The organism is Arthrobacter sp. TJ-170 (assembly GCF_058269305.1).
This window is the reverse complement of the sequence record NZ_JBZCNL010000002.1, coordinates 324,005-345,442: the sequence shown is the minus strand read 5'-3', so window position 1 is coordinate 345,442 and position 21,438 is coordinate 324,005. Positions and strand designations below refer to the sequence as shown.

General features: G+C 63.6%; 19 protein-coding genes and 1 tRNA gene. 10 read left to right on the top strand and 10 right to left on the bottom strand.

Annotated features, from left to right (window positions below; genetic code table 11):
• Window positions 1-16 precede the first annotated feature (16 nt).
• The 3 genes from AC4D1W_RS05550 (at window position 17) to AC4D1W_RS05540 (ending at window position 3,791) form a co-directional block, all read left to right on the top strand.
• The gene (locus AC4D1W_RS05550; RefSeq protein WP_490898080.1) at window positions 17-3,037 is read left to right on the top strand and encodes a UPF0182 family membrane protein; all 3,021 of its coding nucleotides are present in this window, start codon (window positions 17-19) and stop codon (window positions 3,035-3,037) included.
• 57 nt (window positions 3,038-3,094) lie between these two features.
• Window positions 3,095-3,168, top strand: a tRNA-Met gene (locus tag AC4D1W_RS05545).
• Window positions 3,169-3,266: 98 nt separating this feature from the next.
• Window positions 3,267-3,791: a DUF6328 family protein gene (locus tag AC4D1W_RS05540; protein WP_490898079.1), complete on the top strand. Its 525-nt coding sequence runs from the start codon at window positions 3,267-3,269 to the stop codon at window positions 3,789-3,791.
• Here the strand turns inward: AC4D1W_RS05540 and AC4D1W_RS05535 are convergent.
• The 3 genes from AC4D1W_RS05535 to AC4D1W_RS05525 form a co-directional block, all read right to left on the bottom strand.
• Window positions 3,751-5,148 carry a cryptochrome/photolyase family protein gene (locus AC4D1W_RS05535; protein WP_490898078.1) on the bottom strand — a complete coding sequence of 466 codons (1,398 nt, stop codon included), beginning with the start codon at window positions 5,146-5,148 and terminating at the stop codon, window positions 3,751-3,753. The two genes, AC4D1W_RS05540 and AC4D1W_RS05535, sit on opposite strands and share 41 nt — an antisense overlap.
• Window positions 5,149-5,289: 141 nt before the next feature.
• Window positions 5,290-6,057 carry a PspA/IM30 family protein gene (locus tag AC4D1W_RS05530; protein WP_490889403.1) on the bottom strand — a complete coding sequence of 256 codons (768 nt, stop codon included), beginning with the start codon at window positions 6,055-6,057 and terminating at the stop codon, window positions 5,290-5,292.
• Window positions 6,058-6,109: 52 nt separating this feature from the next.
• Window positions 6,110-8,218, bottom strand: coding sequence for a TPM domain-containing protein (locus AC4D1W_RS05525; protein WP_490898077.1), 2,109 nt, complete (start codon window positions 8,216-8,218; stop codon window positions 6,110-6,112).
• A gap of 298 nt (window positions 8,219-8,516) precedes the next feature.
• Here AC4D1W_RS05525 and AC4D1W_RS05520 point away from each other — a divergent pair, with 298 nt between their 5' ends.
• The 4 genes from AC4D1W_RS05520 (at window position 8,517) to AC4D1W_RS05505 (ending at window position 12,659) form a co-directional block, all read left to right on the top strand.
• Window positions 8,517-9,959, top strand: coding sequence for a S1C family serine protease (locus AC4D1W_RS05520; RefSeq protein WP_490898076.1), 1,443 nt, complete (start codon window positions 8,517-8,519; stop codon window positions 9,957-9,959).
• Window positions 9,960-10,089: 130 nt separating this feature from the next.
• Window positions 10,090-10,908 (top strand): electron transfer flavoprotein subunit beta/FixA family protein, encoded by an 819-nt coding sequence (locus AC4D1W_RS05515; protein ID WP_490889397.1) that lies wholly within the window; start codon window positions 10,090-10,092, stop codon window positions 10,906-10,908.
• Between the two features lie 42 nt (window positions 10,909-10,950).
• Window positions 10,951-11,898 carry an electron transfer flavoprotein subunit alpha/FixB family protein gene (locus AC4D1W_RS05510; protein WP_490889395.1) on the top strand — a complete coding sequence of 316 codons (948 nt, stop codon included), beginning with the start codon at window positions 10,951-10,953 and terminating at the stop codon, window positions 11,896-11,898.
• 2 nt (window positions 11,899-11,900) lie between these two features.
• A complete protein-coding gene (locus AC4D1W_RS05505) occupies window positions 11,901-12,659 on the top strand; it encodes a PIG-L deacetylase family protein (protein ID WP_490898075.1) in 759 nt (252 codons plus the stop codon).
• A 38-nt stretch (window positions 12,660-12,697) separates the two neighbouring features.
• Here the strand turns inward: AC4D1W_RS05505 and AC4D1W_RS05500 are convergent, their stop codons facing one another.
• The 5 genes from AC4D1W_RS05500 to AC4D1W_RS05480 form a co-directional block, all read right to left on the bottom strand.
• Entirely contained in the window at window positions 12,698-13,480 is a 783-nt protein-coding gene (locus tag AC4D1W_RS05500; protein WP_490898074.1) for an anti-sigma factor, read from the bottom strand.
• Between the two features lie 16 nt (window positions 13,481-13,496).
• On the bottom strand, window positions 13,497-14,117 hold the full coding sequence (gene sigK / locus AC4D1W_RS05495; protein WP_490889389.1) for an ECF RNA polymerase sigma factor SigK: 621 nt from the start codon (window positions 14,115-14,117) through the stop codon (window positions 13,497-13,499).
• 193 nt (window positions 14,118-14,310) lie between these two features.
• Window positions 14,311-15,108: a class I SAM-dependent methyltransferase gene (locus AC4D1W_RS05490; protein WP_490898073.1), complete on the bottom strand. Its 798-nt coding sequence runs from the start codon at window positions 15,106-15,108 to the stop codon at window positions 14,311-14,313.
• The gene (locus tag AC4D1W_RS05485; RefSeq protein ID WP_490889385.1) at window positions 15,105-15,599 is read right to left on the bottom strand and encodes a tRNA (cytidine(34)-2'-O)-methyltransferase; all 495 of its coding nucleotides are present in this window, start codon (window positions 15,597-15,599) and stop codon (window positions 15,105-15,107) included. Before AC4D1W_RS05485 ends, AC4D1W_RS05490 begins: the two co-directional genes overlap by 4 nt.
• A 9-nt stretch (window positions 15,600-15,608) precedes the next feature.
• A complete protein-coding gene (locus tag AC4D1W_RS05480) occupies window positions 15,609-16,529 on the bottom strand; it encodes a J domain-containing protein (RefSeq protein WP_490889384.1) in 921 nt (306 codons plus the stop codon).
• Window positions 16,530-16,633: 104 nt separating this feature from the next.
• Here AC4D1W_RS05480 and AC4D1W_RS05475 point away from each other — a divergent pair, with 104 nt between their 5' ends.
• Entirely contained in the window at window positions 16,634-17,221 is a 588-nt protein-coding gene (locus tag AC4D1W_RS05475; RefSeq protein WP_490898072.1) for a pentapeptide repeat-containing protein, read from the top strand.
• A 71-nt stretch (window positions 17,222-17,292) separates the two neighbouring features.
• Here AC4D1W_RS05475 and AC4D1W_RS05470 read toward each other — a convergent pair whose 3' ends face one another.
• On the bottom strand, window positions 17,293-18,039 hold the full coding sequence (locus AC4D1W_RS05470; protein WP_490898071.1) for a pyrimidine reductase family protein: 747 nt from the start codon (window positions 18,037-18,039) through the stop codon (window positions 17,293-17,295).
• Window positions 18,036-18,968, bottom strand: a complete 933-nt coding sequence (gene folP / locus AC4D1W_RS05465; RefSeq protein WP_490898069.1) for a dihydropteroate synthase — start codon at window positions 18,966-18,968, stop codon at window positions 18,036-18,038. Before folP ends, AC4D1W_RS05470 begins: the two co-directional genes overlap by 4 nt.
• Before the next feature lie 90 nt (window positions 18,969-19,058).
• Here folP and AC4D1W_RS05460 point away from each other — a divergent pair, with 90 nt between their 5' ends.
• Together AC4D1W_RS05460 and mnmA are read left to right on the top strand one after the other, a co-directional pair.
• On the top strand, window positions 19,059-20,270 hold the full coding sequence (locus AC4D1W_RS05460) for a cysteine desulfurase family protein (RefSeq protein ID WP_490898068.1): 1,212 nt from the start codon (window positions 19,059-19,061) through the stop codon (window positions 20,268-20,270).
• Window positions 20,267-21,406 (top strand): tRNA 2-thiouridine(34) synthase MnmA, encoded by a 1,140-nt coding sequence (gene mnmA, locus AC4D1W_RS05455; RefSeq protein WP_490898067.1) that lies wholly within the window; start codon window positions 20,267-20,269, stop codon window positions 21,404-21,406. Before AC4D1W_RS05460 ends, mnmA begins: the two co-directional genes overlap by 4 nt.
• The last annotated feature ends 32 nt before the right edge of the window (window positions 21,407-21,438 follow it).

Here is a 21,438-nt window from a genome sequence, read left to right as displayed (position 1 = left end):
CGAGGATGAGGTAATAGTGACATCCGGACCAGACCGGCCATTTGGTAGCAGCCCTAGCCGACCGTACTCCTCCCCAACCCGGCGGCGAGGACCGCTGGTTCCCACCCTGGTTGTTCTCGGACTACTCGTCATAGGTTTCGTTTACTTCTCGCAAATTTACGCCGATGTGCTCTGGTACAACCAGCTTGGGTTCCTCGAGGTGTTTGTCACCGAGAATCTCTCACGGATCGGCCTCTTCGTGGCTGCGTTCCTGATCATGGGTGCCAGCGTTTATCTGAGCCTGCGCATCGCCTATCGTTCCCGGCCCATCTACGCGCCGGACAGCAGCGTGCAGGACAACCTGAACCGGTATCAGGCTCAGCTTGAGCCAATCCGCCGGCTGCTCATGATTGGAATTCCGATTGTGCTCGGCGCTTTCGCCGGAACGGCCGCGTCATCGCAGTGGGAACGAATGCTCCTGTTCTTCAACTCGGTGCCGTTCGGCGAGACGGATCCGGAGTTTGGCCTGGATATCGCGTTCTACGTCTTCACCCTGCCGTTCCTGAACTTTCTGCTCGGGTTCCTGGTCAGCGTCGTCGTCATCAGCGGCATCGCGGGCGTACTTACCCACTACCTATACGGCGGCATACGGCTCGAGGAGAAGGGGCTATTCACCAGCAAAGCTGCCCGCACCCACATCGCGGTCCTCGCCGCGCTCTTCCTGATCCTGCAGGGAGTGAACTATTGGCTGGACCGGTACGCCACAGTCACCAGTAGCAGCGGCAAGTGGGCAGGTGCCCTCTACACGGATGTGAACGCGGTCATACCGACCAAGGCAATCCTGGCGGCTGCCGCAATCATCGTTGCGATCCTTTTCATTGTCTCTGCGGTGGCAGGACGCTGGCGACTTCCGGTGATCGGCACGGCGATGCTCGTCATTACTGCCATCCTCGCCGGCGGTGTCTACCCGTGGGTGATCCAGCGCTTCCAGGTTGTCCCTTCGGAATTCAGCCGTGAAGAGCCTTTCATCGAGCGCAATGTCGAGCTGACGCGCGCGGCTTATGGGCTCGATGAAGTGAAGGTCAATGACTACAACGCGGAGGAAGTCCCACAGGAGGGTGCCCTCAATGAGGACGGCGAAACCACAGCCAACATCCGGCTGCTGGATCCAAACCTCATCAGTGACGCGTTCAGCCAGCTTCAGCAGTTCCGTCAGTACTACCAGTTCCCGGAGATCCTGAACGTCGACCGCTATGAGATCGACGGTGAGATCGAGGACACTGTGATCGCTGTCCGCGAGCTCAATACGGCCGGTGTGCCCGACGGCTGGATCAATGAACACGTGTACTACACCCACGGCTACGGAGTGGTGGCTGCAGCCGGATCAACGGTTGAACCGGACGGGCGCCCGGAATTTATTCAGTACGGTATCCCATCGACCGGTCTGCTCGGCGATGAGAGCACCTTCGAGCCACGCATCTACTTCGGAGAGGAATCTCCGGTGTACTCGATTGTTGGTGCTCCCGAAGGTGTCACGCCCCTAGAGATCGACCGGCCGCAGACCGAGGAATCAGACCAGGAGGCCCGGAGCACTTTTCAGGGCGAGGGCGGTCCGATGGTGGGAAATTTGTTCAACCGACTCGTGTACGCACTGAAGTTCCAGTCCACTGACCTCCTGCTTTCCGACCAGGTCAACAGCGAATCGCAGATCCTCTACGACCGTGATCCGGTTGACCGGGTGGAGAAGGTGGCGCCGTACCTCACGCTCGACAGCAACACCTACCCCGCGATCGTGGACGGACGCGTCAAGTGGATCATAGACGGCTACACGACCACGGCCGACTACCCGTACTCCACCCAGCAGGAACTCCAGTCGGCCACGGTCGACTCGCTCACCGCTACAGGGGTCTCGACCGCCTTGCCGGCAGAGCAGGTCAACTACATTCGTAATGCTGTAAAAGCAACGGTGGACGCCTATGACGGCTCTGTGGATCTCTATGCCTGGGACGATCAGGATCCGATCCTGCAGGCCTGGCAGAATGTCTACCCGACATCTCTGCAGCCATACAGCGAGATGTCCGCGGACCTCATGGCGCACGTTCGGTATCCGGAGGATCTCTTCAAGGTCCAGCGCGAGCTGCTCGCCCGTTACCACGTGACTGAAACCCAGCCCTTCTACAGCAACAACGAAGCCTGGGCGGTTCCTGTCGACCCAACTCTCGAAGAGGGCGAGCAGGAGGTCAAGCAGCCTCCGTTCTACCTCTCGCTGCAGATGCCGGACCAGGAATCAGCGAGCTTCTCGCTTACCACACCGTTCATCCCCTTCGTTCCTGAGGGACAGGAGCCGCGCAACATTCTCTACGGGTTCCTCGCAGCGGACGGCGACGCTGGTACCGGTGAGGACGGGGTCAAGGCGGAAACCTACGGAACCCTGCGACTGCTTGACTCGTCCGGACAGGACTCTGCCGTTGGCCCCGGCCAGGCGGCGAACCTCTTCAATTCGGACACCGAGGTTTCGCAGGAGCTGAACCTTCTGCGCCAGGGAGCCTCCGAAGTGATCAGCGGTAACCTCCTCACACTGCCCATAGGTGGCGGAATCGCCTATGTGCAGCCGGTGTATGTACAGTCTTCGGGCGATTCCTCCTTCCCGGTCCTGCGGCGCGTGCTGGTGAGCTTCGGGGAGCAGGTCGGCTTTGCGCCGACCCTGGACGAAGCACTCGATCAGGTGTTCCAGGGCGACTCGGGCGCGGTCACCGGAGACAGCGAGAATGTCGGCGAGACGACAGACGATCTGCCTGCTCCGCTGGTGGGCTCGGCGGATGACCCGCTGGAGGAGGAGCCCACCGAGGAGCCCACTACGCCGGCGGAGCCCGGCACGGGGGACCCAGCGGCAGATCTCCGAGCTGCACTGGAAGATGCCAATGCGGCCATTCAGGAAGGTCAGGAGGCACTCGCTGACGGTGACTTCGCAGCATACGGAGAAGCCCAGGGGAGGCTTGACCAGGCGCTGCAGCGCGCACTTGACGCCGAGTCCCGCTTGTCCGGCGCCACCGAATAAGGCACTCCGGTCCCGATTTGGGATCCGGCCCCGCGGCGGGTAGAGTAGTAATCACGCCGCGGGGTGGAGCAGTTCGGTAGCTCGCTGGGCTCATAACCCAGAGGTCGCAAGTTCAAATCTTGCCCCCGCAACTAGACGGCAAAGGTCCTGGAAGCTCAGCTTCCAGGACCTTTGTTATTGTCCGCACCATTTCGCCCCTCGCACACCGCGGCTCACCTAAACTATGTCCATGATCGATCAGGGCATGGTGGGGGGCGATAGGGAACGCGGGGAGACTGCTCTGCAGCGTGTGGACCGTAACTGGCTCGAACTGCTGCAGGAACTCCGGGTCCTTCAGACCGGAATCCAGATCCTCACCGGGTTCCTGCTCACCTTGCCGTTCCAGTCGCGCTTCGCCGAATTGGATTCCTTTCAGGTCGGCACCTATCTGGTACTGGTGGTGCTGTCCGCACTAATCACGTCGTTGTTACTGGGCACCGTGATTATGCACCGGACGTTCTTCCGGTTGCGTATCAAGAAGTCGCTGGTCACGAACGCACACCGGATTCTGTGGATCACCATGGTGTTGGTGGCGATGGTGCTCATTGGGGTGACAGGTCTGATCTTCGACATCGTGCTGAATCGCACGGCGGGGACCATCACTGCGGCAAGTCTGGCGACGGTTATCCTCGCGCTGTGGGTGGTTATGCCGCAGGTGCTCAAGCGGCGGTCAATCAGGGCAACTCACCGCGGCGAAGTTCCTGATACGCGGTGAGTGCCTGATCGCGCGACGCTTTCAGGTCCAGCAGCGGTTGCGGGTATCCTGCGGGTGCGTCCTTCCATGGTTCATGGATGTTGGTCACGGAGCGCAACTCCGGTATCCACCTACGGAGGTAACCCCCGTCGGCGTCGAACTTCTTGCTCTGTGTGACCGGGTTGAAGATGCGGAAGTAGGGGGCGGCGTCGGCCCCTGAACCGGCCACCCACTGCCAGTTCGCGGCGTTGTTCGCCGGGTCTGCGTCCACCAGGGTGTCCCAGAACCACTGCTCGCCCACCCTCCAGTCCACCATCATGTTTTTCACGAGGAAGGAACCGACGGCCATGCGCACTCGATTGTGCATCCATCCGGAGTGCCAGAGCTGACGCATGCCCGCGTCGATCAGGGGAAATCCCGTGCGACCGTAACGCCACGCGTCCAGCTCCTGCGGGTCCGGCTGCTGCCACGGGAAGGCGTTGAACTCCGTGCGGTAGTTCTCCGTAGCGAGCTTCGGTTGGTGATACAGCAGCTGCCAACAAAATTCGCGCCACCCGAGTTCCTGGGTGAAGACGGTGAGATCCTTGGCCGGCGCATCCGTCGGGTTGATCTGAGCGGAATGCCACACCTGGAAGGGGCTGACCTCGCCGAACCGCAGATGGGGCGAAAGGCGGCTGGTTCCCTCAACGTTCGGTAGTTGGCGGGACTGCGCGTAACCGTCAACGGTTACCGACAGGAAGCGCTCGAGCAGCGCCTGTGCTTCCTGCTCGCCAGGTTCCCAGGTCGCTCGAAGGCCGCCTGCCCAGTCGGGTGCAACGGGACGCAACTGCCACGCGTCAAGGTCTTCCGAAGTGATCCCTGGCCCGCTCAGCACCGGCGGCGCATCCAGGGGTCTGCGTGGAGCGGGCCGACTCTGGCATGCGCGCCAGAAGGGGCTGAACACCCTGTATGGCGAGCCGCTGCCTGTAGTCACTTCCCACGGTTCGAACAGCAGGTTCGCCTGGAAGCTGTGTACCTGGAAGCCGTCCTTCCCCAATGATTCCTTGAGCGCAGCGTCGATGTTTCGCTCGGCGAGGGCGTATCGACGGTTCCAGAAGACAGCGTCGGCCCCGGACTCTTCAACAAGGCGGGGGAGAGCATCCGCCGCACGGCCAGACCGCAGCACCAGCGGGATGCCTCGCTGGTCGAGGGCGGCGGCGAGGGAGGACAGTGAATGGTGAAGCCACCAGCGCGAGGCGCTGCCCAGCGGCCGTATTCCCTCGCTCACCTCGTCCAGCACATAACAAACAACGACGCCGCCGCGCTCGGCTGCGGCGTGCAGGGCAGGGTTATCTGCGATCCGCAGATCGTCACGAAGCCACACTACGGTCAGTGCCATACGGCCCAATCTACCGCCGGTCCCTGATCATAAGAGGTGGACCGGTGGCTGCAGTGCCTGTCATCGGCGGACTGCTCCCCGGTTAACCCAGACGACGGCGGCCCCGTTGGGAACCGCCGTCGTCTGGGTTGGAGCTGGGGGTCAGTATTTCGGGCTTTCCTCGCCCTGCTCGATGGCGGACGGGGAGTCCGCACTGGAACCGCCGGACTTGAGGGCGGCGAGGCGAGCCTCAATCTCGCTCTGCTCGCCCAGGTCCTCAAGGCTCTCGAACTGCGCATCAAGACTCGAGTTGGTCAGTTCGGCCTGGCCGAGGACACGGGCTTCCTCGCGGCGGATTTTCTCCTCGAAGCGGCCGACTTCGCTCGTGGGGTCCATGAAATCGATGCTCTTCATGGCGTCGTGCACCTGCGTTTGGGCAGCTGCTGTGCGCGAGCGGGCGATCAGCTCATCACGCTTACTGGTCAGCTCGTTAAGCTTGCCCTTCATCTGGTTGAGGCCGGTCTTGAGCTTCTCGACAATCTCGGTCTGGGAAGCGATGGTCGGCTCTGCGCCCTTGGCCTCGTTTTCGGCCGTCATCTGGCGCTGAATGGCCACCTTGGCCAGATTGTCGAACTTCTCAGCGTCCGGAAGATCGCCGGATGAGCGGTACTCGTCGGCTTTCTTCGACGCCGCGAGCGCCTTGTTGCCCCAGCTCCGCGCGTTCTCGCGGTCCTCGTTGTAGTCCTCCTGCAGCATGCGCAGGTTGCCTATGGTCTGCGCCACGGCGCTCTCGGCCTCGGCGATGCTGTTCGAGTAATCACGGACCATCTGGTCAAGCATCTTCTGGGGGTCTTCCGCCTGATCCAGAAGTGCGTTGATGTTGGCCTTCGCCAGTGTTGAGATACGTCCGAAAATTGATTGCTTTACCATGGGATACCTTTCGATCTGCCTGAGTAATTCCTTGCCTTTTGAGGTCTCTCACCTAGAAATCTCCGAATCCGCCCCCGAAGTCACCGAATCCGCCCCCGCCGGCATCGAACCCACCGAATCCGCCGCCGCCGAACATGCCGCCGTCGCCGCCTCCGCTGAAGCCGCCACCGCCGCCTCCGAAGAACCCGCCGCCGTGGCCGCCGCCGTTGAGGATGGAACCGATGAGAATGCCCCCGAGGAGGGCGCCACCCATGCCGTCTCCGCGGCCGCCGAACATCCCGCCTCCGCCGAAGCCGCCCATACGTCCGCCGAAGCCGTCCACGTCGTTTTGCGCGATCTGGCCCGCCTGCTCTGCAAGAGCTGCAGCCTGTTGCGCATGGGAGAGAGCGGTCACGGGGTCCTCGGTCTGTATGCGCATCGCGTAGTCAAGGTTGCGCTCTGCTTCCGCCAGACGCGTTCGGGCCTCGCTGCCCACGCCGCCGCGGCGGGCGCGAATGTAATCCGACGTTCCGGAAATACGCGACTGGGCAGCCATGATGGTGTGCTGCAGGGTCTCGCGTGCCCGCCGGATCTGCACTGCCTGGTCGCGGACTCCGCCAATGGCGGAGTCCAGCTGCATGTGTGCGTTCTCAACGCGTTGCAGGAGCGACACAGGGTCGATCTTCCCGGAACCGATCTCACGTTCCACCGACTCCAGCGCAGCCCTCGCCCCTGCCACGGGACCGGCGAGCTCCGGATTGGATCCCGCATCCACCATTGCCTGCGCCTGGGCGAGGTCCTGGGCCGTATCCGAGACAGCGCTTTGCATCTCGCGTTCAGCCGTGGCCAGTTCCGATGCACGGCGATCGATTGCTTCCAGAAGGACCTTCGTCTGGTGCACACCCTCTTCGGTGGCGCGGACGGCAACGACGGCGGCACTGGTGTTACCTTCCGAGAGATGCCTCTGCGCCGTGGAAGAGGCATTGTCGACGAACTGTAGCCGCTCGCGCGCCTGGTCAACGTTGTCTTCGATCTGTGACGTCGCCGAGGTGGCGTATCTCCCCTGGAGTTGCCGCAAGGTTCCTTCCGCTGCTGCCAGGCGCGTTCCGACATCACCCGCAGCAGCCTGTGCCTCCGCCAATGCCCGAGGAGCGTTGCGTTCCAGCTTCCGGAGGGCGTCAAAATCGGCCTTGTGTTCCTGAAGGCTCGCGTTCACCGACTCGCAGCGGCGGATGATGTCACCGAGCCATTTTCTCTGGTCCTCTTCCGTATCGGGAATATGGTCGTCGAGTTGTTGCTGAAGCTTGAATGATTCGCTCATGTGGGCCTTCGCTACAGCGATGTCCTCCGCGAACGGCTTCACTGCATCATCACCGTACTGGGCCTGCGCGAAGCCGAGTTCCTGTTCGCTGGACTTGATGGCGTCATCGGCGGCAATCAGCAGGCTTCCCGCCCGACGGCGCAAGTCCTCCACGCTGAGAGAGGCCAGAGGATCCAGCACCTGTCCGTCAGCTCCCCGGCCCGGACCGAACTCTATCTCCGAGGGGCGCTGGCGCTGCTCCTGCGGCTCGGGCCTCCGGGTCTTCGACCGGAGATAGAAGTAGCCGCCCGCACCAGCAAGAGCCAGGAGCGCCCCGATGAACAGGACTGAACCTCCACCGCCAACGTCGGAGGCTCCAGCCGTACCGAGTGTGCCGCCGTCAAGGACCTGGTCAACCCCGGTGGTAGCTGCCACGGCTGCGCCTGCCCAATCGTCTCCGCTTAGTTCAGGGACGGCAAAGCTTTGGTAGATCGCGGTGGACTGATCGTCCACCACGCTTGAGCTGTCGGCGAGGATACCACCGGTGCGGTCGTCGACGCCGACTACGAAAATTGCGTCATCAGCCTGGAACCCACTGATGTCCGCAGTCGCGGCGGCCCATTCGCGCGGACTGGACGGGTTGCTGAAGGAGTCAACGTAGGCGACATGGAGCGTATAACCATGCTCGCTCTGGAGCTGCTCGATCGACTGCTCCACCTGCTGCTGTTCAGCGTCGGTGAGCACGTCGGCCTGGTCCACCACCGTCTCCGAACTGAAGTCGACCGGATCGACAGCGTAGGCAGGCGCGGCGACGACCGGGCTCAGCAGAGCCAATGTTCCAACACCCGCGGCGGAGCAGATGCGTGTGATGCTCGACTTCATTCACGACCCTTCAGCAGTGTCCGCCGGGCGCTCCGGGAACTGGCAAACCGCCGTTGTGCAAGGCATAAGTCCCGGGGGTTCGCCTGATTGCGATTCTATGGTGCGCTCTAGGGGCCGTCCACCGGGGAAGCTATGCCCCGAGCGAAATCTTCCGGCTTACCGCACCCTTCGGCGGTGCGAGACAATTACAGAAGGCACTAACGCGTTCGGCTGGCTCACAGCTTCCATACAGGCAACGTCGGCCGTTATTACAGGCTGCTTTGCCATAGTTCAGGAAGCACCATTGAAAGGACAACCGATGACCGAGAACAACCCCGGTTCATATGACGGACCGCTTCCGCCGCGGCCGCTGAATCCTCCCAGTCACAACCCGAACTTCCCCGCGACGCAGCAGCATCAGGGGCATCCCTTCACCTCGCCGCTCGGAAGTTCTGGGTCCCAGCACGGGGACCACTTGGCGAGCCGACCGCAGGCCCCGGGCACGGCGTTTGGGCCCGGGCCATATGCCGGCCATGACGGACCGGGAAAAAAACAGGGTGAGCCGAAGAAGCGGGTCGGTACAGGAACTTTCCTTGCGGGCATGCTGGTTGCGGGGCTCATCGGCGGCGGTGTGGTGGCCGGCGCTGATGCACTGCTCGAGTCGGGCGTCCCGGTCTCAAACAACGGTGGCTCCCGGCCCCAGTCCGTCGTGATCAATGACACGGAGAGCGTCAACGAGATCACGGGCGCGGCAGCCAAGGCGTCGCCCAGCGTCGTTACCATCTCCGTCAGCGGTGGCGGTTCGGGTGGCTCCGGTTCCGGCATCATCCTTGATGTTGATGGCCATATTGTCACCAATACCCACGTTGTCACGCTCGGCGGTCAGGTTGCCGAACCTGCCGTTGAAGTGCGTACCAATGACGGGCGGGTTTTCCAGGCGCAGATAGTTGGCACGGATCCACTCTCGGACCTCGCGGTGATCAAGATTGATGCTCCCGACCTTCAACCTGCGACGCTCGCCAATTCCTCCGAACTGAACGTTGGTGATGTCGCCATCGCAATCGGCGCCCCGCTGGGCCTTAGCGGCACCGTCACCGACGGCATCATTTCGACTCTGAACCGCACGATCAGTGTGCAGTCCTCTGCGGTTCCCGAAGAACAGTCGGACGCACCGGAACAGGACTCAGGGGATGGCTTCAACTTCCTCCCACCGGACGGTTCTCAAGCGCCCCAGCAGGCCGGCCAAGGCTCGATCTACCTCAACGTGATACAGACGGATGCTGCTATCAACCAGGGTAACTCCGGCGGTGCGCTGGTTAACTCCCAGGGCGAGATCATCGGCGTCAATGTGGCAATCGCGTCAGCCGGCACCGGCGAGAGCGCAGGCAACATCGGCGTCGGATTCTCAATTCCGATCAACTACGCCCAGCGCGTGGCCGACGAAATCATTGCCAACGGCAAGGCAACGCACGGTTTCCTTGGGGTGAGCGTGGGCGCCGCCTCGTCCGGCGGCGCACAGGGCAGCAGCTCCTTCTCCATCGGCGCGCAGGTGCAATCCATCGAATCGGGCAGCCCGGCGGAAACCGCGGGTTTCCAGGAAGGTGACATCATCACGCGGGTCGGCGACTTCCCAATCGAGGATCCACAGTCGCTTACGGCCGCCGTGCGGATGCTCGCCGAGGGGGAGTCCACAGAGGTCGAACTGGTGCGGGCTGACGAAACCCTGACCCTTGACGTCACGGTCGGTCAGGCACCTGCCTGATACAGAAGGAATAGGACGCGGCAGCAGCCACCGGACCGGGGGCTGCTGCTTCGTCATATGGCTGCGGTAATCGGCACACCGGTGTGGTTAGCTTGTGTGCGGGCAGCTACTAGCCGGAGGAAAGGCAGCAATGGACGAGACAAATCCCGCGCTGAATATCGCGGTGTTGGTGAAGCACGTACCGGACGCCCAGTTCGATCGTCACCTTCGCGGAGAGCACAACACCACCGACCGCTCGGAAAGCATTCTGTCGGAGCTCGATGAGTACGCTCTTGAAGCTGCCCTGCAACTCGCGGAAGCCAATGGCGGCGCCGGTCACCATGTCATAGCCGTCACCATGGGCCCGCCGGCTGCCGTGAACGCGGTGAAGAAGGCTCTGCAGATCGGCGCACATGAAGGTGTTCACCTCAGCGATGAGGCGCTCGCCGGCTCGGACGCGTCCGGCACCTCACGGGCGCTTGCCGCCGTCGTACGGCACCTTGGCAACATCGACTTGGTGCTGACGGGCATGGCTTCCACAGACGGCGAAACTTCCCTTGTCCCCGCTCAGCTCGCAGAGCTGCTGGATCTCCCGCAGGTCACCTTCGCGTCCAGCCTGGAACTGCAGCAGGACGACGGCGCGTGGCACCTCACGGCCCGCCGGGAAAGCGACAATGTGGCTGAGACGGTGGAGAGCGGCCTGCCCGCCGTTGTGTCCGTCACCGACCAGATCAACGAACCGCGGTACCCGAACTTCAAGGGCATCATGGCGGCCAAGAAGAAGACGATTACTACCCTTGCGCTCGCCGACGTCGGGCTGGACGCCTCCGAGGTGGGATTCACCGGTGCATGGACGAGGGTAGAGCAGGCGGAGCCGCGGCCTCCGCGTTCGCAGGGCGTCATCATCACCGACGATGGTGATGCCGGGCGTCGACTGGTTGATTTCCTCGCCGAGCAGAAGCTGCTCTAGCAGCAGCCTATCCTGCGCACAACTTCTCTAGGAGCCCTTGGAATGGCAAAAGTCCTCGTTTACATTGACACGCCCGGTGAGAACCTGCACAAGACTGACCGTGAGTTGTTGACTCTCGCGGGAAGCCTTGGGGAGCCCGTGGTGGCGCTGCTGGGAGAGCTGACTGACCAGGTCTCGGCTGAGCTTGGTGCGTACGGCGCCGGGGCCGTCTATCAGCCGTCGTCCGACGGGCTGAGCGATCTGCTCGTTGCCGGGAAGGCCGCTTTCCTCGGGGCAGCAGCCGCAGCAGCAGAAGCTGACGCGATACTCCTTGGCAATACATTCGAAGCCAAAGAGATAGCCGCCCGGACAGGTATCCGCCTGGCCTCGGGTGTCATCACGGATGCCGTGGCGGTCGGTGAGGATTTCACCGCCACGAAGTCGGTATTTGCCGGCTCATACACCGTGAACGCCTCGGTCACTACGGGGCGTCCGATCATCACGGTCAAGTCGAACAGCGTGGAGGTCGCGACCCCCCAGAGCGGTTCCCTGCCCGAGGTCCGTTCCGTGGATGTAGCGGTGCCGGGAGCGGCAGCACGTATCACCGGCCGCTCGGAGAAGGCGGCGAGCGGCCGCCCAACACTGGATGAAGCACGCGTCGTAGTGGCCGGTGGCAGGGGAGTCGACGGCAACTTCGGGCCGGTCGAGGATCTGGCGGACGCGCTGGGCGGTGCGGTCGGTGCCTCGAGAGCCGCAACGGACGCCGGGTGGATTGATCATTCGGCCCAGATCGGCCAGACCGGCAAAACGGTCTCCCCGCAGCTGTACATCTCCGCCGGCATCTCCGGCGCCATCCAGCAGAAGGCCGGCATGCAGACGGCGAAGGTCATTGTTGCAGTCAACAAGGACCCCGACGCTCCAGTATTCGAGATCGCGGACTTCGGTGTTGTTGGAGACCTGACAACCGTGCTGCCTCAGGCGACCGATGAGATCAGGAAGCGCAAGAGCTGAGCATGACTGAGGTTCCTGAACAAACCACGGACGGCGTGAATCGGGTCCTCTGTTTTGTAGCGCACCCGGACGATATCGATTTCGGCGCTGCCGGGACGGTAGCGAAATGGACCGCAGCCGGCGTCGACGTTGACTACTGCATCATGACCGACGGCGACGCGGGCGGCTTCTCCGAGGAACACCGCACTGACATCGTCGAGTTGCGGCGCGAGGAACAGCGCGCGGCTGCGCGGCTGGTGGGCGTGGAAACGGTGCATTTCCTTGGCCACCGCGACGGCTATCTGGAACCCACACTGGAGCTGGTGGCAGGTGTCGTGGAGCTCATCAGGAGCGTGCGGCCGCAGATAGTCCTGTCGATGCACCCGGAACGAAACTGGGAAAGGATCCAGAAAAGCCACCCAGATCACCTGGCGTGCGGGGAAGCCGTCACCCGGGCAATCTACCCCGCCGTTGAGAACCCGTATGCCTTCCCTGAACTGGCTGCCCGCGGACTGGATTCATACCGCGTTCCGTGGCTGTGGTTCTTCGGCGGGCCCACTCAACTCGAGAACCACTTCGTCGACGTGACCGACCACGTGGAAGACAAAATGCGTGCCCTGCGTTTCCACGCGAGCCAGCATCCGGACATCGAGCGGATGGACAGTACCGTCCGGGGTTTCCTCACGGCCAACGCCCAGCGCGGCGGCCTGGCGGTAGGGCGCAGCGCCGAGGTTTTCCAGGTGGTCCCGGTCAACACGGAGACAACGATCGCCGGGTTCTGACCGCAGTCAAGCAAGCAGGCTGGACCTTACCGGTTCAGTCAGGCGTTGAAGGGAATTTCTACCACTATTGGAAGGGTCGGCGTATTTGAGCCGCCTTCGGGCTCTACAGTGATCGCCAGGCCTGTGTATGAGTTGATGCCTTCGATCGCCAGTTCGGTGTGCGCGACTTCCTCGCCGGTCATGGTTCCGAGCGATTCCGGGGAAGCACCATCTGCAGGGATGCGCCACATTTGGTATACCTTGCCCTCCGGCGGTGCCGGGACACCGTCGAGGGTGACGACGGCAGCATCCCTGGACTCGGAAAACGCCAGTTCAGCTGTGCCGGAGTCGCCGATCTCGACCTCTTCACGCTGGATGTCGTCCGCTTGCAGGACCTGCTCCTGGATGGAGGAAGGCTGCAGGTTCTGTGCCACCGTCACACCGCCGACCGCGACCACCACGGCAGCGGCGGCTGCGAGCAGCCAGCGCCCCATGGCGGAATGACCGCGACGCGCGGTACGGCGTGCGGCGAGCTCGTCTCCGGCCTCGGCCGCTGGAGTGGTCGAGGCCGTGTCATCCGGCAAATTATCCACGATGCGCGTGTACAGGTCAGCCGGCGGCTCTTCCTCGTGGGTGGCATAGGCCTGTGCAAGGGTCTCGTGCGCTGACTGGACGCGCCGGTCGAAGGCCTGACGGATCTCAGGAGCGGCATCTGAAATGTAGTCCTCGAGCGTGGTGCGCTCTTCTTCGCTTATGGCATCCAGGGCATACAGCTCGGCCCATTCCGGGGCGAGGCCGTTGGCCAGGTCCTGCCGAAGATCACCCGAGAAGTTTTTGTTCATATCCTTGGCCTGCATTTCAGTTCACCCCCAAACATGTTTTCAGTCGGATCAATCCGTCTCTGATTCTTGACTTGATGGTCGGTACCGCCACATCAAGCTTTTCCGCCACTTCTCGATACGTCAGTCCGCCGTAGTAGGCGAGCCGGACAGATTCCTGCTGCGTCTCAGTCAGCGTCTCCAAGCACTTGACGACAGCTTCAGCTTCCAGCCGCTGGGTGACCGTGTCGACGACATCATCATGGTCTTTGACCTGCATGGCCGCGCCGTACCGGGCTTCACGGTCGGTGGAACTCTGCTCCGATCTCACCCTGTCCACAGCCCTGCGGTGTGCCAGCGTCATCAGCCACGCCATCGGGCTCCCCGCGTCCGGATTGAAGCGGTCCGCCATGTTCCACACCTGAAGGTAAACCTCCTGTGTGGTGTCCTGGCTAAGCTCGGGATCGATCAGGACGCGTCGGGCAAGGCCATATACCCTGCGCGATGTCTGTGCGTAAAACTCCGCGAAGGCGCCTTGGTCATGCTGGGCGATCCGCGCCAACAGACCAGACAGGTCAGCCGCCGAGCCGGAGGACTCACCGGTGGCCTGATCAGGGTCCGATCCGGCAGCGGTTGTCCGGCTCACACGTGGAGTATCCATAGGCTTCAAGCATAAAGCGCCCCGGTGTCTATCTCTAACAGCATGGCCGACGGCGCGTGTGAGCACGTCTCGCCCAATTGGCCGTGCGCCCATGTCCTACCGCCGTTTCTCCAGAACTGCATGCCTGATCAGTTGCAACCGATGACATCTTTTGTTCGTCGCGGAGAGCGACATGGATGGGTTCGCGTCTGTGCTAGTGACGGACGGCGACGGCGATCAATGAGTCGGCGTTAAGGGTCAGATCGCTGCCGAGTTTCTCCATGAAGCGGCTGCGGATGCGCTCCCGGCCCTCAGCGTCGGCAGGCAGCAGGAACCGGTATCCGGTGCCAAGCACCAGGGTCCAGGCAAGTTCGGCGTCCAGCGGAACCTCCAAAGGCGTCTCATGCACCTCGACGGACGCGAACCCTGCCGTCTCCAGGAAGGCGTGCAACTTTTCAACTGATGAAATCTCCGCCATTTGCCGTGTCGGCTTGGGAACCGGAGCTTCGCGCAGGTGCGGTTGCTCCTCGAGGCACACTTCGCGCAGGAGCGTCGCGAACGGTTCGTGGGCGTGTTCCTGCCAGGTGCTCATGGCCAGCTTTCCGCCGCTGCGTAGCTGCGAAGCAAGATGACGGGTACCGGCGGCCATGTCGGGGAGGAAAAAGAGCCCGTAGCAGCAGAGCACGGCATCATATTGCTGCCCGGACGACCATACCGACGCATCCGCCTCTGTGAACGTGATGGCGTCGAGGCCCAGCGCGGCTGCCTTGGCAGTCGCGAGCGAAAGTAGTTCAGTAGACAGGTCCACGGCGTCAACCCGTCCATCGGGACCCACCAGCTGTGCTGCGGGGATAGAGCTCGCGCCGCTTCCGCAGCAGGCGTCGAGCACGCTTTCGCCCACGTGAAGATCGGCTGCGGCAACAACCGCGTTGCCCATGGTGTTCCAGAGAACCGGGGCCAGGCGCTCGAAGTGCTCTGCGCCGTCGTCGAACAGGCTGCCTACATCGGTCACGAACGTTCCTCCAAGATGGACTGGCTTGGGTTGGCACCCTCGAAACCCTGCTGACGCCAGGCCTCGTAGAGCACGATGGACGCCGAGTTCGCCAGGTTGAGTGAACGCCGCGAGGGGAGCATGGGCAACCGCACGCGCGAGGTGACGGCCGGATGATTCTTCACTTCGGACGGCAGTCCCACAGACTCCGGCCCAAAGAGGAGCACGTCCCCGGGGCGGTAGTCGATGTCTGAGTACGTGACCGTGCCCTCGGCGGTGTAGGCGAAGAGGCGATCGGGTCGAAGAGCTCCCAGAGCGGCGTCCAGGTCCCGGTGGACGGTCAGGACGGCGAGATCGTGGTAGTCCAGTCCGGCCCTTCGAAGCTTCGTATCGTCGAGGTCGAAGCCCAACGGTTCAACGAGGTGAAGTTCTGCACCGGTGACCGCAGCAAGCCTGATGGCGTTGCCGGTATTACCGGGGATCTCGGGCGTATAGAAGAGGATGCGGAACACCGTGTAATCCTAGCGCCCGGCCGCACGCAGCAAGCGGCCGAGCACAGGTACCTGCACCGTATTGGCCTGGGGGCCCTCAGAAAGGAAGCGCCGCACCTCGCGAAGCAGTGTCCCGGGGTTGGCAACGTGGACGGACACCAACGCCGAGCGGTCCAGCGAGGGCGGGTAGTCCACAATCGGTTCGAACGGGTTGTTCTGCCGGCCGTGGAGCACCAGCCAGCCGCGCACGTTGCACTCCGGAAAGAGGTCCTGAACCCGACGCACGGTCTCGGTGATTCGCACGTCTCCCGCGTGCCGTCCGCGGTGTCGCAGACGGTGCCCGTCCCAGGAGTAATTTCCAGGGGGCGCCACGAGCGAGTCGACGACGGCAATGCGGTAACCGGCCAGCAGCGCGTGACCGACATCCACGCCGCGGCCGAAAGACAATCCATTGACCAACCGGGCTGCAGGAAAACCGGGCAGCAGACTGGCCTCCAACAGGCGCGCGGTGGCGCGCTCGCCGTCGTAGCGTGCCGTGGCGCCCGGTCGAAGCTTGGCGAAGCCGCCGGGCTCCCGGGCGGTTCCGTGAACCTGCTGTTGCGCCAGGGTGAGAGGCACCACTGCCGCTGCGGCGTCGTCGTCGTAGCCGGGTTCGTAGCGAGGGGGCTGGGTGTAGACCTCGGGCGCAGGCGGCTGGCGCCTCGCGGCCGATGCAGGCCTCGCATCCGGTAACGGATCCTCGATGCCCAGGGTGCGATCGTAACGACGCCGGCGCTCAGGATCGGAGAGCATTTCGTAGGCTACGGCGACATCGTGGAATAGCTCGGCGCTGCCGCCCTGGTCAGGGTGGGCTGAACGGGCGGCTTTGCGGTACGCGCTCTTGATTTCTTTCGCAGTGGCGCTTCTGCTCACCCCAAGCACGGCGTAGTACGTGCGGTCGGGGCTTGCCATAGTGGCCTTTCGTCCGAAACGGGATCAGTAACGTCGTTCAGGTTCCGCGCTTGACTGTAAACGGTGGCGTCACCTCCGGCAAATGGGCAGCTAGCATCAGGAGAATGGCGGGCGATGACGAGGTACGGAGCGGACTGGACTGGTACGCGTTCAAAAGTGAGCGCGAAGATCACAGCGGAGCGCGCTTCGTCGACTGCGACTTCACTGAACTGCGTACCGAGGGCAGCATCTTCAGCGGTTGTGTGTTCCGCAACGTGCGGTTCAACGTTTCGACCCATATCAACAGCGCCTTCGACAATTGCCGCTTCGAGCACTGCAACTTCTTCGACGCCACGTTTGAAGGGTGCAAGTTCACAGGCAGCGTCTTGATCGGCTCAGCTTTGAAGCCGGTGCGGGTCAAGGGCGGCAACTGGTCCTTCGTCTCGCTGGTGGGGGCAGACCTGCAGCGTGGATCCTTTTCTGAAGTGAACTTCACGGAAGCTGACTTCACCAACGCAGACCTCCGCAATACCGTGTTGCGTAATTGCCGCCTGGCCAACATCGCCTGGAGCGGCGCGCGTTTGCGAGAAGCCGACCTGCGCGGAAGCACCCTCGAAGGGATAGAGGGGGAGGAGTTCAATGTCCGCGGCGCCGTCGTCGACGTCGCCCAGGCGCTTGCGATAGCAGAGGCGCATGGGGCGGTGATCCGGTGAAGCTCGGTCGGCGATGGGTTGGTACGCCTCGACGTATTACCCGGTGCTTGGAAAACCCGGCCTGAGCGGCGTCACCCCGCTTTTGCCCGGACCCAGCGTCCGAAGAGGGCGGAATCTGACTCGAGCAGTGACGCCAGTGTCAGCCGGCGGAGGGCCGGGCTATCGACGCCGGCTGAGATGTGGGATTCCTCGCCTCCGGTCAACAGAGGGCTCAATGAAAGGCAGAGCTCGTCCACAGTATCTTCGGCGATGAAACCGCCGAAGATGCTTGGCCCGCCTTCGCAGAGGATGCGTCCCAACCCGCGCTCGTGGAGCCAGGCAGAGCACCTGTGCGCATCAACGTCCTCTTCGCCGGCAACGACGACGTCGGCAACCCCGGAGAGGGACCGCACCCGCGTCGGGTCGACCGCCGCCGTCGTGAAGATGATGGGGCGCACCGGGGAGAGTCTGAACAACTCACTGTCCGGCTCGATGCCAAGCGTGCGGGAGATCATGGCAAGCGCAGGGTGTTCGGTAAGCCCATGGGCAGCGCGCCAGGCGGTGTCCTCATCACTGACCAGCGGCCCCGCGTAGCCCTCAGCACGCACCGTTCCTGCTCCCACAAGGATCACATCACAGAGCCGCCGGATGAGCCCGAACAACCGTCGGTCGCCCTCGTTACCCAGCGGCGCGGAGACGCCCCGGTGCGTTGCCGATCCGTCGAGGCTGGAGATGAAGTTGAACCGCACCCACGGGCGCTGAGCCGGGTACGCGTAGAGTGCGAGCAGCTCCTCGTCGGTACGGTCGGAGGCACGGGCTGGAAGGATCTGGTTGATCATCGGGTGTTGAAATCTCCCATGTTGTGCTTGAGGTAAGCTGGCCGGCGCCAGCCCATGGCTGCCTCCACCATGTTGATGGCGGAGCGGGCAGCGGCGACATTGTGCATCCGGAGGACCCGCGCTCCACCCAGGGCGCACATGACGGCCGTGGCAATGGATCCTTCGGCCCGCGCCTGTTTCGGCAGATCCAGCGTCTCGCCGATGAAGTCCTTGTTCGACACTGCGGCGAGAGTCGGGAACCCCAGCCCCGCAATCTCAGAGAACCGGCGTGTGATTTCGAGCGAATGCAGTGTGTTCTTGTTCAGGTCATGTCCCGGGTCCACGAGGATACGGCCCTCGCTGATGCCCAGCGCTACAGCACGTTCCACCTGCCGAACCAGGAAATCGGCAACCTCTGTAACCACGTCGGTGTAGGTCGGTCTGCCCAGCACCGTCCGCGGTTCCGCGAGGCTGTGGGTGATGACCACATGCGCACCTGTCCCGGCGATCACAGCGGCGAGATCGGGGTTCCGCAGCCCGGTGGTGTCATTGACAACGTTGGCCCCTGCCCTGATTGCTTGCTCGGCCACCTCGGGCAGGAACGTGTCGGCCGAGATGACGACGTCGGACGCTTCCCTGACGGCCCGGATCACCGGAACAATGCGGTCGGCTTCCTCGACGGCCGGGATCGCGGGCCCGGGCGCGAAGGGTGCGCCGCCGATATCGACCCAATCGGCGCCGTCGGCAACGGCCTGCAGCGAAGCGTCCACTGCCGCCTGCAGGGCAAACGTGCGCCCGCCGTCGTAAAAGGAGTCCGGAGTGCGGTTGATGATCGCCATCAGTGCGATCTGTCGGTCGAAGTCGAGTACGCGATGCCCGAACTCATGCCTGGCGTGCAGCAGTCGGGGAATGAACAGCGGGGAACCGGTCTGAACGGGCGTCTCTTCCACAGCTCATTTCTATCAGCCCTTCCTGACAACGATTCCGCTGCGTCCAGCGGCCAGTTCGGCTTTGGCTTTCCCCGACGATAGAATCATGGGGTGCCCGTGTACCTGGATCACGCGGCGACCACGCCCCTTTCGGCGCCCGCGCTCGCCGCACTCACCACCGAACTCAGCCGCAGCGGCAACCCTTCATCGCTGCACGGCTCGGGTCGTCGTGCCCGCAGGGTGGTAGAAGACGCCCGCGAAACCCTCGCAAGGGCAGCCGGAGCGCACCCGTCGGAAGTCATCTTCACCTCCGGTGGGACCGAAGCGGACAACCTCGCCGTCAAGGGATTGTTCTGGGCCCGCCGCGGAGCTGATCAGCGGAAGACACGGATCCTGTGCAGCTCCGTCGAGCATCACGCCGTCCAGGACACCGTTGAGTGGCTTGAACAGCATGAGGGCGCGCAGGTCACCTGGCTCCCCGTCACCGCGGAGGGAGTCGTTCGCCTGGATGTGCTCGAGGAGGAACTCAGCGCCGGTGCGGACGAGATCGCGCTGGTCACTGTGATGTGGGCAAATAACGAGGTCGGCGCCATCCAGCCGGTGGCGGACATCGTCGCGGCGGCTGCCCGTTACGGCGTCCCCGTGCACTCGGACGCTGTCCAGGCCTTCGGCTCATTACCCGTCTCCTTCGCCGAGTCCGGGCTCGCCACCATGGCAGTCAGCGGGCACAAGATCGGCGGTCCGGTGGGCGTTGGCGCACTGCTGGTTGGGCGGTCCGTGAAGCTCACGCCCGTTCAGCACGGCGGTGGGCAGGAACGCGACATCCGCTCCGGCACCCTCGATACGGCCGGAATAGCGGCGTTTGCGGCAGCAGCCGACGACGTCGTCGGTTCCCTGCAGGGGGAGTCGGCACGCATCGCCGTGCTGCGCGACCAGCTGATTGCCGGCGTCGAACGCGTTGTGCCGGAGGCGGTCCTCAGGGGACCGCGAACCGAACGGCTGCCAGGCAACGCGCACTTCACCTTCCCGGGATGCGAGGGGGACTCACTGCTCTTCCTGCTCGATGTCGCAGGAGTGGAGACGTCCACTGGGTCGGCCTGCACCGCCGGGGTGCCCCGGCCGTCGCACGTCCTTCTGGCCATGGGCCTGACCGAAACCGAAGCCCGCGGCTCCCAGCGTTTCAGCCTCGGGCATACATCGACGCCCGAAGACGTTGACGCTTTGGTGGGCGCCCTGCCCGAAGCGTACGACCGTGCGCGGAAGGCGGGCATGTCCGGCCACGCATCATCCATCCAGACAGCAGGAACGGGTTTCAGTTCATGAAGGTACTCGCAGCGATGAGCGGCGGAGTCGATTCGGCGGTTGCGGCGGCCCGCGCAGTAGAGGCAGGGCATGACGTCGTCGGCGTTCACCTCGCGCTCTCACGCATGCCCGGGACCCTGCGGACCGGCAGCCGCGGTTGCTGCACGATCGAGGACAGCCGCGATGCCTGGCGTGCCTGCGATATCCTCGGCATCCCCTACTACGTCTGGGACTTCTCCGAGCGGTTCAAGGAAGACGTGGTGGATGACTTCATCGCCGAGTACGCCGCCGGACGCACCCCCAACCCGTGCATGCGGTGCAATGAACGCATCAAATTCGCTGCACTGCTGGAGAAGGCTCTCGCGCTCGGTTTCGACGCGGTCTGCACCGGACACTACGCAAAGGTCATAGAGAACGCAGACGGCAGCCGGGAGCTGCATCGGGCGGCAGACTGGGCCAAGGACCAGTCGTACGTCCTCGGCGTCCTCACGCACGAGCAGCTGAAGCACTCCATGTTCCCGCTCGCTGACACCCCCTCCAAGGCAGAGGTACGGGCCGAGGCCGAGAGGCGCGGACTGTCGGTAGCCAACAAGCCCGATAGCCACGACATCTGCTTCATTCCCGACGGCGACACCCGCGGCTGGCTTGAGGAGCGCATTGAGCTTACCGAGGGCAACATCGTGGATGTCGAAGGCGAGACCATCGGTACGCACCCCGGGGCCAACGCATTCACCGTCGGCCAGCGGAAGGGCCTCAAGCTCGGGCGCCCCGCTCCCGACGGCAAGCCCCGGTTCGTCCTCGAAATCCGCCCGAAGGAAAACACCGTGGTCGTCGGTCCGGAGCGCATGCTCGCTGTCGATCAGCTGCGCGGGATCAAGGTGTCCTGGGCGGGACTGCCGATTCCCGCCGTCGAGTCCGGTGAGGAGTTCGACTGCATGGCGCAGGTGCGTGCCCACGGTGATCCCGTGGACGCCCGCGCACACGTTGAGTACGACGACGAGGGCCGCCAGAGCCTCGTGGTACGGCTCGTCGAGCCGATGCGCGGCGTCGCCCCCGGACAGACCGTGGTGATCTATCAGGGCACCCGGGTGCTCGGGCAGGCGACACTGGATTCAGCCCGGTCGCTGGAGCGCCCCGACCTCGCTGCGGCACGCTGACGATCAGACGATCGCAGACACAATGCGCGGTG